The 13647-nt window shown below is 53.9% G+C and carries 12 protein-coding genes; 5 read left to right on the top strand and 7 right to left on the bottom strand.

Going from position 1 to position 13647, the window contains the following annotated elements; genetic code table 11:
• Positions 1-41 precede the first annotated feature (41 nt).
• The gene (gene hrpA, locus C813_RS34010; protein ID WP_040016527.1) at positions 42-3944 is read right to left on the bottom strand and encodes an ATP-dependent RNA helicase HrpA; all 3903 of its coding nucleotides are present in this window, start codon (positions 3942-3944) and stop codon (positions 42-44) included.
• A 201-nt stretch (positions 3945-4145) separates the two neighbouring features.
• Here hrpA and azoR point away from each other — a divergent pair, with 201 nt between their 5' ends.
• Complete coding sequence (gene azoR, locus C813_RS34005) at positions 4146-4751, top strand: FMN-dependent NADH-azoreductase (protein ID WP_017457245.1); 606 nt, start codon at positions 4146-4148, stop codon at positions 4749-4751.
• A gap of 52 nt (positions 4752-4803) precedes the next feature.
• On the opposite strand, the gene C813_RS34000 is transcribed toward azoR, so the two are convergent.
• Positions 4804-5244 carry a MarR family winged helix-turn-helix transcriptional regulator gene (locus C813_RS34000; protein WP_017457244.1) on the bottom strand — a complete coding sequence of 147 codons (441 nt, stop codon included), beginning with the start codon at positions 5242-5244 and terminating at the stop codon, positions 4804-4806.
• A gap of 228 nt (positions 5245-5472) precedes the next feature.
• Here C813_RS34000 and C813_RS33995 point away from each other — a divergent pair, with 228 nt between their 5' ends.
• Complete coding sequence (locus C813_RS33995) at positions 5473-6387, top strand: LysR family transcriptional regulator (protein ID WP_017457243.1); 915 nt, start codon at positions 5473-5475, stop codon at positions 6385-6387.
• Here C813_RS33995 and C813_RS33990 read toward each other — a convergent pair.
• The 3 genes from C813_RS33990 to C813_RS33980 are packed head-to-tail and all read right to left on the bottom strand — an operon-like array spanning position 6359 to position 9520.
• Entirely contained in the window at positions 6359-6685 is a 327-nt protein-coding gene (locus tag C813_RS33990) for a YdbL family protein (RefSeq protein ID WP_017457242.1), read from the bottom strand. The two genes, C813_RS33995 and C813_RS33990, sit on opposite strands and share 29 nt — an antisense overlap.
• Positions 6686-6692: 7 nt before the next feature.
• Positions 6693-6884, bottom strand: a complete 192-nt coding sequence (locus tag C813_RS33985; RefSeq protein ID WP_017457241.1) for a YnbE family lipoprotein — start codon at positions 6882-6884, stop codon at positions 6693-6695.
• Positions 6881-9520, bottom strand: a complete 2640-nt coding sequence (locus tag C813_RS33980; protein WP_017457240.1) for a YdbH family protein — start codon at positions 9518-9520, stop codon at positions 6881-6883. Before C813_RS33980 ends, C813_RS33985 begins: the two co-directional genes overlap by 4 nt.
• Positions 9521-9691: 171 nt before the next feature.
• Here C813_RS33980 and C813_RS33975 point away from each other — a divergent pair, with 171 nt between their 5' ends.
• The 3 genes from C813_RS33975 (at position 9692) to hslJ (ending at position 11520) form a co-directional block, all read left to right on the top strand.
• Positions 9692-9877: a hypothetical protein gene (locus C813_RS33975; RefSeq protein WP_017457239.1), complete on the top strand. Its 186-nt coding sequence runs from the start codon at positions 9692-9694 to the stop codon at positions 9875-9877.
• A 119-nt stretch (positions 9878-9996) separates the two neighbouring features.
• Positions 9997-10986: a 2-hydroxyacid dehydrogenase gene (locus C813_RS33970; RefSeq protein ID WP_017457238.1), complete on the top strand. Its 990-nt coding sequence runs from the start codon at positions 9997-9999 to the stop codon at positions 10984-10986.
• 111 nt (positions 10987-11097) lie between these two features.
• Positions 11098-11520 (top strand): heat shock protein HslJ, encoded by a 423-nt coding sequence (gene hslJ, locus C813_RS33965; protein WP_025263608.1) that lies wholly within the window; start codon positions 11098-11100, stop codon positions 11518-11520.
• Here the strand turns inward: hslJ and C813_RS46390 are convergent.
• Positions 11514-11780 carry a putative hemolysin gene (locus tag C813_RS46390; protein WP_017457236.1) on the bottom strand — a complete coding sequence of 89 codons (267 nt, stop codon included), beginning with the start codon at positions 11778-11780 and terminating at the stop codon, positions 11514-11516. The two genes, hslJ and C813_RS46390, sit on opposite strands and share 7 nt — an antisense overlap.
• Positions 11781-12037: 257 nt before the next feature.
• Positions 12038-13555, bottom strand: coding sequence for a sensor domain-containing diguanylate cyclase (locus tag C813_RS33960; protein WP_017457235.1), 1518 nt, complete (start codon positions 13553-13555; stop codon positions 12038-12040).
• Positions 13556-13647: the final 92 nt, after the last annotated feature.

Here is a 13647-nt window from a genome sequence, read left to right as displayed (position 1 = left end):
AAGTGATGGTGTTAGCCCGGTACCCGGGCTAACACCTGCCATCAGGCGCTAATCTGCTCCATTGCCTGCAGGATGCGCTTATCGGAGATGGGATATGGTGTCCCCAGCTGCTGGGCAAAGTAGCTGACGCGCAGCTCTTCGATCATCCAGCGGATCGCTTTTACATCCTCATCTTCCCGGCGTGCCGGCGGCAGTTTATTCAGCCACTGCTGCCAGGCTTGCTGCGTCTGCTCCACTTTCAGCATCTGCGCGCGGTCGCGGTGCGGATCGACAGCCAGTTTCTCCAGCCGCTTCTCGATGGCTTGCAGGTAACGCAACGTGTCACCCAGACGGCGGAAACCGTTGCCGGTAACAAACCCGCGATACACCAGACCGTTCATCTGCGCTTTGATGTCCGACAGCCCAAGCGCCATGGTCATATCAACGCGCCCTTTCAGTCGCTTGTTGATATTGAACACCGCCGTCAGGATCTGTTCGACCTGTTTGGCGATCTCCACTACCGTTTCGTTCAGCTCCGCACGCACTTTCTCATGCAGCGCAGCGAAGCCCTCTTCGCTCCACACCGGGCCGCCTGCCTCGTCGATAAGTTTATCTACGCCGCAGGAGATGCAGTCATCGATCAACTCCAGCATTTTGCCGTACGGGTTGAAATAGAGACCCAGTTTGGCTTTGTTCGGCAATTTTTCGTGCAGATATTTAATGGGCGACGGAATATTCAGCAACAGCAGGCGGCGGATACCACGCCACATCGCCTGTTGCTGCTCCAGCGGGTTATCGAACAGCTTGATCGCGACACTGTCACGTTCATCGACCAGCGCAGGCCAGGCTTTAACCTTATAATTACCGCGTTTTTGCTCGTAGCTTTCCGGAAGCTGACCAAAGCTCCAGATATGCAAACCGCGCTGCTCGATACCGTCATCAGCAACCGCAGAAAGAGTTTCCTGCACTTTGCCTTTCAGGCGCTCTTTCAGTTCGCTCAACGAGCGACCTTCGAGCAGCTTTTTATTTTTGTCATCCACCACGCGGAAGCTGATTTTCAGGTGATCGGGCACCTGATCCCAGTGCCAGTCGTCGCGGTCGACGGTAACGCCGGTCATCCGGCGCAGTTCACGCTCCAGCGCATCCAGCAACGGCAGTTCCAGCGGCGTGACGCGCCCAAGAAACGCTTCGGCGTAGTTTGGCGCAGGAACAAAGTTGCGCCGCGTTGGTTTCGGCAGCGATTTAATCAGCGCAATCACCAGTTCGCGACGCAGGCCGGGAATTTGCCACTCAAACCCGCTCTCTTCAACCTGGTTTAATAACGGCAGCGGAATATGTACCGTGACGCCATCGGCATCCGCGCCCGGTTCAAACTGGTAACTCAGGCGCAGCTTCAGGTTGCCCTGATGCCAGAAGTTGGGGTAATCGAGTTTACTCACCCCTTCAGCGCCCTCTTTGATCAGCATGCTCTTTTCGAAGTTGAGCAGATCAGGGGCTTCACGGCTGGCCTTTTTCCACCAGCTATCGAAATGGCGGGCGGAAATCACCTCGTGGCTGATGCGCTGGTCATAAAACTCAAACAGTGTTTCATCGTCCACCAGAATGTCGCGGCGGCGGGATTTATGTTCCAGTTCTTCCACTTCCGCGCGCAGTTTCAGGTTGTCGCGAAAGAAAGCATGCCGGGTTTGCCAGTCACCCTCGACCAGCGCGTGGCGAATAAAGAGTTCACGACAAAGCGTCGGGTCGATCTGGCTGTAGTTCACTTTGCGCGCCGCCACGATCGGCAGGCCATAAACAGTCACTTTTTCCGTTGCCATTACCGCACCCTGCGCTCGCTCCCAGTGCGGTTCACTGTATGAACGCTTAATCAGGTGCTGCGCTACCGGTTCAACCCACTCCGGATCTATGCGTGCGGCGATGCGCCCCCACAAACGGCTGGTTTCCACCAGTTCTGCCACCATGGTCCATTTCGGCGGTTTTTTGAATAACCCCGAGCCGGGGAAGATGGCAAAACGGGCGTTACGTGCGCCGGTAAATTCCTGTTTGTCGGCATCTTTCATACCAATGTGCGACAGCAAACCGGTTAACAGCGCGATGTGAATTTCGCGGTATTCCGCAGGCTCGCTGTTGACCGGGATCCCTAACTCTTTCACCACCTGGCGCAGTTGGGTGTAGATATCCTGCCATTCGCGCACGCGCAGATAGTTCAGGTAATCGACCCGGCACTGACGGCGGAACTGGTTTGACGAGAGCGCTTTTTGCTGCTCGCCCAGGTAGTTCCACAGGTTCACAAACGCGAGGAAGTCGGACTCTTTATCATGGAAGCGCTGATGCTTCTCGTCTGAAGCCTGCTTTTTATCCAGCGGTCGTTCGCGCGGATCCTGAATCGACAGCGCCGAAGTAATGATCATTGCTTCACGCACACAGCCATGTTTTTGCGCTTCCAGCACCATACGCGCTAAGCGTGGATCGACCGGCAGTTGCGATAGCTGGCGGCCGAGCGGCGTCAGTTTATACGCCGTCTGCTGTTCGTCGGTGGTGATCGCGCCCAACTCTTCCAGCAGGCGCACACCGTCCTGAATATTGCGTTTATCCGGCGCTTCAACAAACGGGAAGGCGGCAATATCACCAAGCCCCAACGCCGTCATTTGCAAAATGACCGACGCCAGGTTGGTGCGCAGAATTTCCGGATCGGTAAATTCCGGGCGTGACAGGAAATCGTCTTCTGAATAGAGACGAATACAGATCCCTTCCGACACGCGCCCGCAGCGCCCTTTACGCTGGTTCGCGGAAGCCTGAGAAACCGGTTCAATCGGCAGGCGTTGCACTTTGGTGCGATAGCTGTAGCGGCTGATGCGCGCGGTACCCGGATCAATGACATATTTGATGCCCGGTACGGTCAGCGACGTTTCCGCCACGTTGGTCGCCAGCACGATGCGCCGCCCGCTGTGTGGCTGGAATACGCGGTTCTGTTCACTGTTTGATAAACGCGCATATAGCGGCAGGATCTCCGTGTGGCGCAGATCGCGCTTGCTCAGGGCATCGGCGGTGTCGCGGATTTCCCGTTCGCCGCTCATGAAGATCAGAATATCGCCTGCATTTTCGCGCCCAAGCTCGTCCACCGCATCAAAAATCGCCTGTAACTGGTCGCGTTCCGTGTCATCCGCTTCTTCGACAATCGGCCGGTAGCGCACTTCCACCGGGTAAGTGCGCCCGGACACTTCGATAATCGGCGCGTTATTGAAATGGCGCGAGAAACGTTGCGGATCGATGGTGGCGGAGGTGATGATGATTTTCAGATCCGGGCGACGCGGCAGTAATTCACGCAGATAACCCAGCAGAAAATCGATGTTCAGGCTGCGTTCGTGCGCCTCATCGATAATGATGGTGTCGTATTGCATCAGCAAGCGATCCTGCTGAATTTCCGCCAGCAGAATACCGTCGGTCATTAGCTTGACCATGGTGTTATCGCTGACATGATCGCTGAAACGCACCTTATAACCGATGCAGCCGCCCGGCTCCGTTTTCAGCTCTTCGGCAATACGGTTGGCGACGGTGCGCGCCGCCAGACGACGCGGCTGGGTATGGCCAATCAGCCCTTTAATGCCGCGCCCCAGCTCCATGCAAATTTTCGGTAATTGCGTGGTTTTACCGGAGCCGGTTTCACCGGCCACAATCACCACCTGGTTATCGCGGATAGCTTCCAGGATAGCCTGCTTTTTCTGGCTGACCGGCAGGTTATCCGGGTAATCAATGGTCGGGCGCGCGGCTTCGCGCTGCGCCACTTTTCCGGCGGCTTCGCTTATCTCTTGCGCCAACGTCTGCAGCAGTGCTTGCTGAGATTCAGGATTTTTAACTTTCTTGCTGCCATGCAGGCGGCGGGCGAAGCGCTGCTGGTCGCGTAGCATCAGGGTGTTGAGCTGCGCGCTGAGATCGGTAATCGTCAATTTCTGTTGTTCTGTCATAGCGTTATTGGGCAGAGCACTGCCGGAAAACATCTTAAGTTCGCAATCGCAGTAGGATAGCACATCGCCGCAATCCTTTTCTTGTTCAAGAAATTCGAACATAGGATTCGATATATTGCGCTATTCATGTAGAGAGTTTGTGAATAGAGTGTCATGACGTCACGGGGCAACCCATTGCAAATACAATAAAGGAAACACCCAATGAGCAAAGTTTTAGTTCTTAAATCCAGTATTCTGGCAGGGTACTCACAGTCTGGTCAGTTGGCCGATTATTTCGTTGAACAGTGGCGTGAAAAACACGCGGCGGATCAAATCACCGTGCGTGACCTGGCCGCTAACCCGATCCCGGTGCTGGATGGCGAACTGGTTGGCGCGCTGCGCCCGAGCGATGCCCCACTGACACCGCGTCAGCAGGAAGCATTATCGCTCTCCGACGAACTGATTGCGGAACTGCAAGCGCATGACGTGATTGTCATTAACGCCCCGATGTACAACTTCAACATTCCGACGCAGCTGAAAAACTACTTCGACCTGGTGGCACGTGCTGGCGTAACGTTCCGTTATACCGAAGCAGGCCCGGAAGGTCTGGTGAAAGGTAAACGTGTCATCGTGGTTTCCAGCCGTGGCGGTATTCATAAAGATACCCCGTCCGATCTGGTTGCACCGTACCTGAAATTGTTCCTCGGCTTTATCGGCATTACCGATGTGAACTTTGTCTTCGCAGAAGGCATTGCTTATGGTCCGGAAGTGGCGACCAAAGCACAGACCGACGCAAAAGCCGCTATCGACAGCCTGGTGGCTGCCTAAGATTTTCCCCTCTCACCTCCTGGTGGGAGGGTGCTTTCTCCCGCTTTTCCGACTATTCGCCTTCCGCAATGTACTCTTTGGTAGTCAACAGAATGGTGGTAAGCGCCTTCTGCAAATGTGATAAATCCAGAGCGTTAAACACATCCCCCAGCACCGGCATTAACGCCTGCTGAACGGCATCATAGGTTGCCATTCCTGGCGCGGTGATTTTGATGGCATATTTACGACGATCATGCACATCCACGGCTCTGGCCAGGTATTTACGTTTCATTAATTGCTTAATAAGCTCGCCGACGCTCGGCTCTTTTAGCCCCAGCCGCGCGGCGATTTCCCGCTGGGTTAATAGGGCTGGCTCGTTGCGGATGAAAACAAGGACCATCCAGCTATTAAAGCCAAGCTCGTACTCTTTTACTTTCTCATCGATCAGCAGACGTAAGTTATGCGAAGCCAGATACAGCAAATGTACACTCGATAAGAGTCCCGGGTTGTCCATAATCGATCCTGGAAATACAGCATAAGAGGCGTGGTGCCGGGTGCCTCCCGGTAGGCTACGTTTGATCCCATAGCCTGCGCAGCAATGTGAAACCGACCAAAGCGCCCCGCCGCATAGGGGGATTCACCACGTTAATCAGCGTCGTTGGTTAAGACGCGTCGACAAGCCTATACCGGGCTAATTATAATGAAAATAGCCAATCACTTATCATTTCTATAAATATTCATTATGTTTAATCCGCATCTGTTACGCTCTTTTTCGGCGCTGATCCAGGCGGGATCTTTCACACGCGCCGCTGACAGGCTTGGCATTACACAGGCGGCGGTGAGCCAGCATATACGCCAACTGGAGCAGCAAACCGGTACGCTGATGTTACGCGGCAAACGCACGCTGGAATTAACCCCGCAGGGTATTGCGTTACGTGAATATTGCCTGGAACTGGAGCAGGCCAACAAACGCCTGATGCACCGGCTGGATGATAAAGCGCATCACGGTGGAGAGATAAGCGTGATAAGCCCAGGCAGTATTGGCCTGCGTATCTACCCGTTATTGCTCAATTTGCAGCAAGCCCGCCCCGAGTTAAGCATCCGCTATCGCTTTGCTCCCGATCACATGGTGATCACGGCGATTGTAGAGAACCGTTTTGAATTAGGTCTGGTGACTCAGCAGCCGGATGACACCCGTCTGATGGCAGATAAATTTACCGAAGAACCGCTGGAGTTATTGCTGCCAGCTGGATTTTCGCTGAATAACTGGCAGGATTTACACACGCTCGGGTTTATTAACCACCCGGATGGCAATGCGATGGCAACACGTCTGTTAAGCCGCCGCTTTCCCGGCAATCCGGGCATTCATACGTTGCCGGTGAGCGGGTTTATTAATCATATTGGGTTGATTGCCGAACCGGTGGCGCGCGGGCTGGGGTTTACCGTGCTCCCCCGCTACGCGCGGCTGGCTTATCCTCGCCAGGCGTTGTTGCAGGTCGACAGCGATCCGGTTCATGTGGTGGATACTCTGTGGCTGATTCACCGTGCCGAGTGGCCATTAACCCGCCGGGCCGAGGAGGCGCTGGCGTGGTTGCGCCAGCATCTTGCGCAGGAAGGTAACGCGCCGCTTACGGTTTCTTCAGCCATTTACCGTTGATGCCCTGCACATAGTCGCCGGGCTTCGCGCGCTCCACCAGTTTCTGACCGGCCATCCTGGCCACGTCATCTACCGCGATGTTGTTACGATCGGCCAGTTGCTGGTAGCTCTCAGTGCGCGCTTTGTTAATGCGCTCCACCAGCGCCAGTGTCTCTTTATCCTGGCTTATCGGCGCGACATATCCATTGAGCGTTTCACCGACGCGCCCCTGGGTGCGGGCTTCATCGAGCGTCAGCGCCTGAGCGGTTGCGCTAAATAGGCCAACGGCCAGCAGCGCGCTTATGACACGTTTTTTCATCATCGCCTCAGAATAAGTCGCTACGGGTTTTCAGCAGGGTTTCCACGTCTTTATCCACTTTGATGTGAATTTCATGCTCAATCTTCACATTCATATTGATGGTGATCGGCTCTTTTGGCGCCGCTACCTCAATGCGCGGCGTGCAGGCGGCCAGCAGCATTATCGCCATCAATACGGGCACGGCTTTCAGGGTTTTCATTTTTTATCCTCACACTCTTCGCCCTTCGCGCAGCGGGCTTGCGGTAGCGCCGCGTGTTGCTCAAGCCATGACTGCAAATTGTCGCCAAAACGTAAACTGCGCCATAAAGTGAATACATTCTCCTCATGGGTATAGTTCAAATTCACGGTACTGCTTTTGCCATCGACAAAACTGGTGCCGCGCAGGGTGGCCTGCAGCGTCAACAGCCCCAAATTATCCAGATTGATCTTCGTCCATGAGCGGGAAATTTCCATATAGCGCAGCCAGTTAATTGCCGCGCCCGCCGCCATGTTGTCTTTCACCACCGCATCGGCGGTATCTTTATCGATCCGCAGCGTCATCGGCCCGGGGTTATGCAGCCAGCCATCTTTAATGATCCATTGCGGGTTATCCAGCCACAGCGGCAGCGCGCCGTCAAACGGCCCGGAAAGCGCAAACTGCTTCGGATTCACTGCGCTTATCAACTCGCTGGCGGAAATGTGCTTCAGACGCAGCAGCGCCGGATCGTGCTGCGGCATACGTAACTGCTGCATAGTCACTTTCCCGCCCAGCACATCGACGCTGACATCGCTTAATACGAGCGGATTTTCCTCACTCCATGGCCACGCGCCCTGCAAGTCGGCGGTGACGTTTTTCGCCGTCACCTGGTTGGTTATCTCACCAATGCGCAGCGAAACCGGCCTGCGGGTGCCCAACTGCCAGCGCCCTTCCCGGTAGCGGAATGGCAGCACAAAATCGACGCCGCGAATTTGGTTGTCCGGTGTCCAGACACTGCCGCTCTTTAGCACGCCGTGACCGCCCGCCTCAAAACCTTGATCCGCTGCGGCGGAAAAGGCGACCTGCGCATACAGTGCGCCATCCAGCAGTTTCATTTTCCAGTCAGGGGGAATAAGCGGTTGGAATACCGAGAGCGCCTGCCGCGGCCACCACGCCTGCCCACGCAAACGCTCGCCATCCCAGCGGCCATTAACCTGCACCGGGCCAATCGTGTCGGCCTGCAACGCGCCCTTAAATTGAAACATGGTCGGATCGTCGCCTTCAACGCTGAATGTCAATGTCGAAGGCGGTAAGACGCTTCCCGCGCTGAAACTGGTTTGCCCGGCATCGAGCGTCAGTGCGCCGGTGAATTGCGGGTTTGTCGCATCACGCACCCACTTCACTGGTGCATCCAGCACTAACCGGGGCGTAGCCATGTGCATCGCGCCATACTGCAACTGGTCAAAGCCGGTCGAGAGATCGTTAAGCGTGATCGTGTTGTCATTCCATTCGCCACGCCCCGCAACATCCCAGCGTGCGTTCATCGGCGTGAAATTGCCGTCGCCCCAGTAGCGCCAGCGCCACAGGCCGTTATCGGGCAGAAAATCCTGCGCCTGGCCATCAAGATGCAGACGGAAATCCCCCATCGCATTTTCATGCGCGCGAAGGATCGCCTGCAAACGCCCGTCAATACCATGCTGAGTGAGTTTGACACCCGCCAGCGGCCAGCGCACTTCATCTATATTTAACGAATCAATCACCCGCCCGCGCGAGCGCAGCAGCGCGCCTGGCGTGAAGGCCAGGTGCGGATCGTCAACACTACCGCTCAGATGGGCGGGAAGCACCGCGTAAAACACCAGATCGCCCTGTTTTGCTTCGCCGGTCAGCTGCAGCGGCATATCGTTATTGTCGATACCAAGACGTCCGGGGCCAATGGTCAGCACCGCATTGCCTTTCCCGGCGTCGCCCTGCGTCAGCACGTTTAACCGGCCACTGAACTGCGCCTTTTCCAGCCCCTGCTGCCAGTTATCCACTTTCAAGCCAACACGACCGCTCAGCGGAAAGCCCTGATAGGGCCAGCTCCAGCGTCCATCGCTGATGGTCAATTGTTCGGGAGTAAGTTGCCACGGCAGATCGAGCAGCGGATCGCCCTGATCGCGCGCCATGACCACCAGTTGCCCTTCGTTATCACGCCAGTCGAGATCGACATCCACCACGCCCGGGTGCTGCGACAGCGTTAAGGTGCTTTCCATATGTCCGTTAACGGGAACACTATTTGGAACGTCCGGCAGGGTAAATTCACCACCGAGCGTAAACGGTGGCTGACCATCGACAAGACGCAGCGCCATGCGGCTAATCGTCAGCGTCTGCCCGCGCAGGCGCGCGCTGAGTTCAACGCGCTCGCCGGAGTAAGTGAGTTGCTGCAAATCCGGTGTCAACGACGCGGATAATTTGCCTGTCCATGTTTTCCACGGCGAGACGGTAAAACGCTCCACCGTCAGCCAGCTGTAAGGGAGCATGGCTTGCCATTCGGCCAGCGTGCGCGGCGCGTCAGAAACCGTTTCACTTTGTGGCAGTTTATTCAGGCAGGCGGTGTTAATATCCAGCGCGCCAATATGAAGCTGCCAGCGGCTGGGGTGTGTCAGTTCGGCGTCCTGTAATGACGCCAGTTGACAATCACCAGCCAGATAGCGCAGATCGGGGATTTTTAACGCATGTCGGGTAAAGCGCGGGCTCTCTTCCATGGCGATACGCGTGCCCGCCGGCAACCAGATCCCGGCCAGCGTCGGCACCCATTGCGCAAGCGTCAGCAGCAGCGTAAGCGGCAGCAGAATGACCAGTAACACCAGTGCGATGGCGGCTTTGTATTTACCCTTCATGGGTAGCTAATATCCTGATTTTGCATGTGATTAAGCCGATTCTGGTGGTTATTGTGGCATGTTTGGCCGCCCCTTTGAAGGCGCGAGCCATTTTAATCATAGTCTGGCGATTGCATTTTCAGTAGTTACAGAGAATAGTGTTTTAATATCATTAATTTATGGATTCAGCTTATGTTCACCAAAGGCTCTTTAATTCGCGGCTGGTTTATCGGCACAACCGTTTTTACCTGCTTTACCTTCAGCGATTATCTCAGCGCTAACTACTTTCACGATTCCAAAATTCCATGGCTTATCGGCGTATTCACCGCCCTGGCGATCAACTGGGGCGCCATTGGCTCGTTGAAACAATTGCGCTAGCAGCGGATATACTGAACTGGATACATTCACCGCGCCCATGGTTGTCAATAAAATTTGAACGTTTACATAATAATTTTAAAACGTGATAATGTGGGTAGAAAACTATTGGAGAAAGTCTTATGAAACTCGCGATATACAGCACAAAGCAATACGATAAAAAGTATTTGCAGCAGGTAAACGAGAAATATGGCTATGATCTTGAATTTTTCGACTTTCTGTTAACCGAAAAGACTGCCAAAACCGCGAATGGCTGTGATGGGGTCTGCATTTTTGTTAACGACGATGGCAGCCGCCCGGTGCTGGAAGAGCTGAAAAAGCTCGGCGTGAAGTTTATCGCCCTGCGCTGTGCCGGGTTCAACAATGTTGATCTCGACGCAGCAAAAGAGCTGGGTTTGCAGGTCGTGCGTGTTCCGGCCTACTCACCGGAAGCGGTGGCGGAACATGCGATTGGCATGATGATGACACTCAACCGCCGCATTCACCGCGCGTATCAACGTACCCGCGATGCTAACTTTTCCCTGGAAGGGCTGACCGGCTTTACCATGTACGGTAAAACGGCGGGCGTGATCGGCACCGGTAAAATTGGCGTTGCCGCCCTGCGTATTCTGAAAGGGTTTGGCATGCGTCTGCTGGCGTTCGACCCGTATCCGAGCGCAGCGGCGCTGGAACTTGGTGTGGAGTATGTTGATCTGCCGACGCTGTTTTCGCAGGCGGATGTTATCTCCCTGCACTGCCCGCTCACGCCAGAAAACTTCCACCTGCTTAACCGCGACGCCTTTGCTCAGATGAAAGATGGCGTGATGATCATCAATACTAGCCGTGGCGGATTAGTGGATTCACAAGCCGCCATAGAAGCGCTGAAAACGCAAAAGATTGGTGCGCTGGGAATGGATGTGTATGAAAACGAACGCGATCTGTTCTTTGAAGATAAATCCAACGATGTTATTCAGGACGACGTGTTCCGTCGCTTATCAGCCTGCCACAACGTGCTGTTTACCGGCCACCAGGCATTCCTGACGGCCGAGGCGTTGATTAGCATTTCCGAAACAACGCTGGAAAACCTGCGCCAGTTACGCGACGGCGAAACCTGCCCGAACGCGCTGGCCTGATTGTCCGGGGTTCCCCTGCCTGCACGGGAACCCTTTCGGACAAACCCCGATGACGCCCAGGCTTAGCCTGTTAGAATCCCCCACGTAATGGATAACCCCTTAGAGGACGAGATGAAGAAAATTATGACTTTGGTTGCGTTGAGCGTAGCGCTTTCTGGCTGCGTGAGTTCCCGCACCGACACATTGAAGCCACAGCAACTGGCAGACCAACGTTTTGTGCTGACCACTGTAAACGGTCAGGCCGTGCAGGGTAATGGCCCGGCGCCGGAAATCCGTTTTGATAAAGACCTGCGCGTGTCCGGCAAAATGTGCAACGGCTTTATGGGCCAGGGAAAACTCTCTGAAGGCAAATTGACCGTCAAACAGATGGGCATGACCATGATGCTCTGCCCTGACCAGCAGCGTAACGAACTGGATCACACCATTAATGCGATGCTCAGCGAAGGGGCACAGGTTGATCTTACTGACAACCAGCTGACGCTGGCGACGGCGACGCAAACCCTGATTTACACGCGCGCGGCGAACGCTCAGTAACTGCCGCAGCTTCCGGTGGCAAGCGACTGTTCACTGCAGCGTTTGCCATTTGGCAAAGCGCACATTCCCACCATTGAGCCATCGAGTTGCCGGGCAACTGACAACGAACCACCAATCATCGCGCAATTCGCCTGACCACCACTTGACATCGCGGCTTTAAGCCCTGGCGCAACATGTGCTGCGGTCGCTTGTTGAACGGGTTCACTGCTGCATGCCGATAATAATAAAGCGGCACATCCTACTAAAAACGCTGCGCGCATTTCTCTCCCCCTGCCCCTGTGTCCTCAGGATAATTAAAAAAAGCGAAACCCAAGCATCATAGGCAGCCAGGCGCAATACGTCGAGAGCTGAAAAGCATCTTTATGTGAATTCGAAACACTTTTTTGCGGTTTTTTGGGCGGGTGAACACAATTCATCGCAAACGGGGATTCATCGGGTATGCCAACTCAGAACCCGTGGCGGATTTCAAGGGGGCTCAACAGGCGACGTTGGCAAGTGCGGCAACATTGTACTCACCTTACGTTATTTCACGTTGTGAGATAACAACACGGTCGCGCCCTGACGATTTCGCCGCGTAAAGCGCCTCATCCGCGAATTCGATGAGTGTCGCTTCGTTACCCTTTAGTGCGGCGGCAGACCCGGCGGCAACACCAATACTCACACTCACGACGCCAAGCGGGCTTTGCAGGTGAGGAATATTCTCAAGCTTAATATTAAGGCCTATCTGACTGGCAATATGCTTAGCGGAGTCCGCATCCGTTTCAGGCAGAATAACCACAAATTCTTCTCCACCATATCTGGCAGCCAGATAAGGGGTTTCGTTAATGGTCTTTTTCAAATTTTCAGCGACAGCTTGTAAACAGCCGTCACCGGCGATATGCCCGTAATTGTCGTTATATTTTTTAAAGTAATCGACATCAATTAATAGCAGTGCAATCTGCTGTTTGTTACTGGCACATTTCGCTACTTCGGCCACTAAAGCCTCATCGAATTTGCGCCGATTCGCAAGCCCGGTTAACGCATCTTCCGTGGCGATAACTTGCAACTCTGCGTTCTCGGACGCCAGAGACGCTTTCGCCTCCGAGATCTCTTTATTGATGCGGATACGGCGGCGAACCTCTTTGATAAGGAAAAAACTGGAAAATACAACGCAGCCCATAAGGAAGAGAATAACAATGGCAAGTATTTCCGCCTGACGGCGCCACGAAGCCATAGCTTCATCCATACTGACGGCCACGGTGGTCACTAACCCATAGCGTTTATTTTTCTGGAAGGAATAGATGCGTTCAATTTTATCAAAGCGCGAAACGGACGTTGCGATCCCTGCGTTGCTCTTTTTCAGGTAAACCGTAAAGAGTGGCGAATCTGAAAGTTCGCGGCCAATAAATTTCGCATCAAAAGGGTAACGAATTAATAAGGTGCCCGTGCCGCTTGTTAACGCAATGGTACCCTCTTTTCCTATATCGAGCTTGCCGTAGGTTTGCAGGAAATTGGCAATATTGAGCGTCAATACCGCAACGCCATTAAATAGCCCCTCGCTATCTTCCAGCCTGCGGCTGACGGTTAATACCCATTGCCCATTGGTCCTGCTCACTACCGGCGGGCCAATAAAAACGTTTCTTGACGGGTTGTTGCGATGGTAGATAAAAAAAGATCGGTCAGCACCATTACTGTTGACAGAAGAGCCATCTCGCAAGGAGATGACTTTGTCGCCTCTTGCATCATAAATCACGATATTGTTGAGCTGTATAAGCAGCTGATCCTGTTCTGATAATATCCGTTTAAGATTAGCTTGTTGCTCAGAGTCCATACCGTAAATTTCGGTTATGTCAGAAATGTTTTTTATCAACATCTCACTTTGGCGAATAATCCCCTCGGAATAGGTATCCAGGGTATGGCTTAAGTTGGAGATATTGGTATTAAGATCGTTAAGCGTATGCGTTCTCGTACTTATTATTTGAGCAACTAACGTAATAGATATTGCAAAGAAAACCACCGTGATAAAAATTGCCGCAGCAAGGCGCTCTTTTTTCATGACATATTTCCCGTAACGACCCCACCTTAAGATTGGCTGTGGCGGTAAATTCTAACCGTTAAAAACCCACGTTCAGGCGTCTACCTATCTTA

Source organism: Kosakonia sacchari SP1, from assembly GCF_000300455.3.
Classification (GTDB): Bacteria; Pseudomonadota; Gammaproteobacteria; order Enterobacterales; family Enterobacteriaceae; genus Kosakonia; species Kosakonia sacchari.
Note: the sequence above shows the minus strand (reverse complement) of the source record. Positions and strands in the feature narration are given on the sequence as shown.

Bases quoted from the DNA above. Each gene is read 5' to 3' on its own strand.
- hrpA (WP_040016527.1), bottom strand. From the start codon at position 3,944: ATGACAGAACAACAGAAATTGACGATTACCGATCTCAGCGCGCAGCTC.
- azoR (WP_017457245.1), top strand. From the start codon at position 4,146: ATGAGCAAAGTTTTAGTTCTTAAATCCAGTATTCTGGCAGGGTACTCA.
- C813_RS34000 (WP_017457244.1), bottom strand. From the start codon at position 5,244: ATGGACAACCCGGGACTCTTATCGAGTGTACATTTGCTGTATCTGGCT.
- C813_RS33995 (WP_017457243.1), top strand. From the start codon at position 5,473: ATGTTTAATCCGCATCTGTTACGCTCTTTTTCGGCGCTGATCCAGGCG.
- C813_RS33990 (WP_017457242.1), bottom strand. From the start codon at position 6,685: ATGAAAAAACGTGTCATAAGCGCGCTGCTGGCCGTTGGCCTATTTAGC.
- C813_RS33985 (WP_017457241.1), bottom strand. From the start codon at position 6,884: ATGAAAACCCTGAAAGCCGTGCCCGTATTGATGGCGATAATGCTGCTG.
- C813_RS33980 (WP_017457240.1), bottom strand. From the start codon at position 9,520: ATGAAGGGTAAATACAAAGCCGCCATCGCACTGGTGTTACTGGTCATT.
- C813_RS33975 (WP_017457239.1), top strand. From the start codon at position 9,692: ATGTTCACCAAAGGCTCTTTAATTCGCGGCTGGTTTATCGGCACAACC.
- C813_RS33970 (WP_017457238.1), top strand. From the start codon at position 9,997: ATGAAACTCGCGATATACAGCACAAAGCAATACGATAAAAAGTATTTG.
- hslJ (WP_025263608.1), top strand. From the start codon at position 11,098: ATGAAGAAAATTATGACTTTGGTTGCGTTGAGCGTAGCGCTTTCTGGC.
- C813_RS46390 (WP_017457236.1), bottom strand. From the start codon at position 11,780: ATGCGCGCAGCGTTTTTAGTAGGATGTGCCGCTTTATTATTATCGGCA.
- C813_RS33960 (WP_017457235.1), bottom strand. From the start codon at position 13,555: ATGAAAAAAGAGCGCCTTGCTGCGGCAATTTTTATCACGGTGGTTTTC.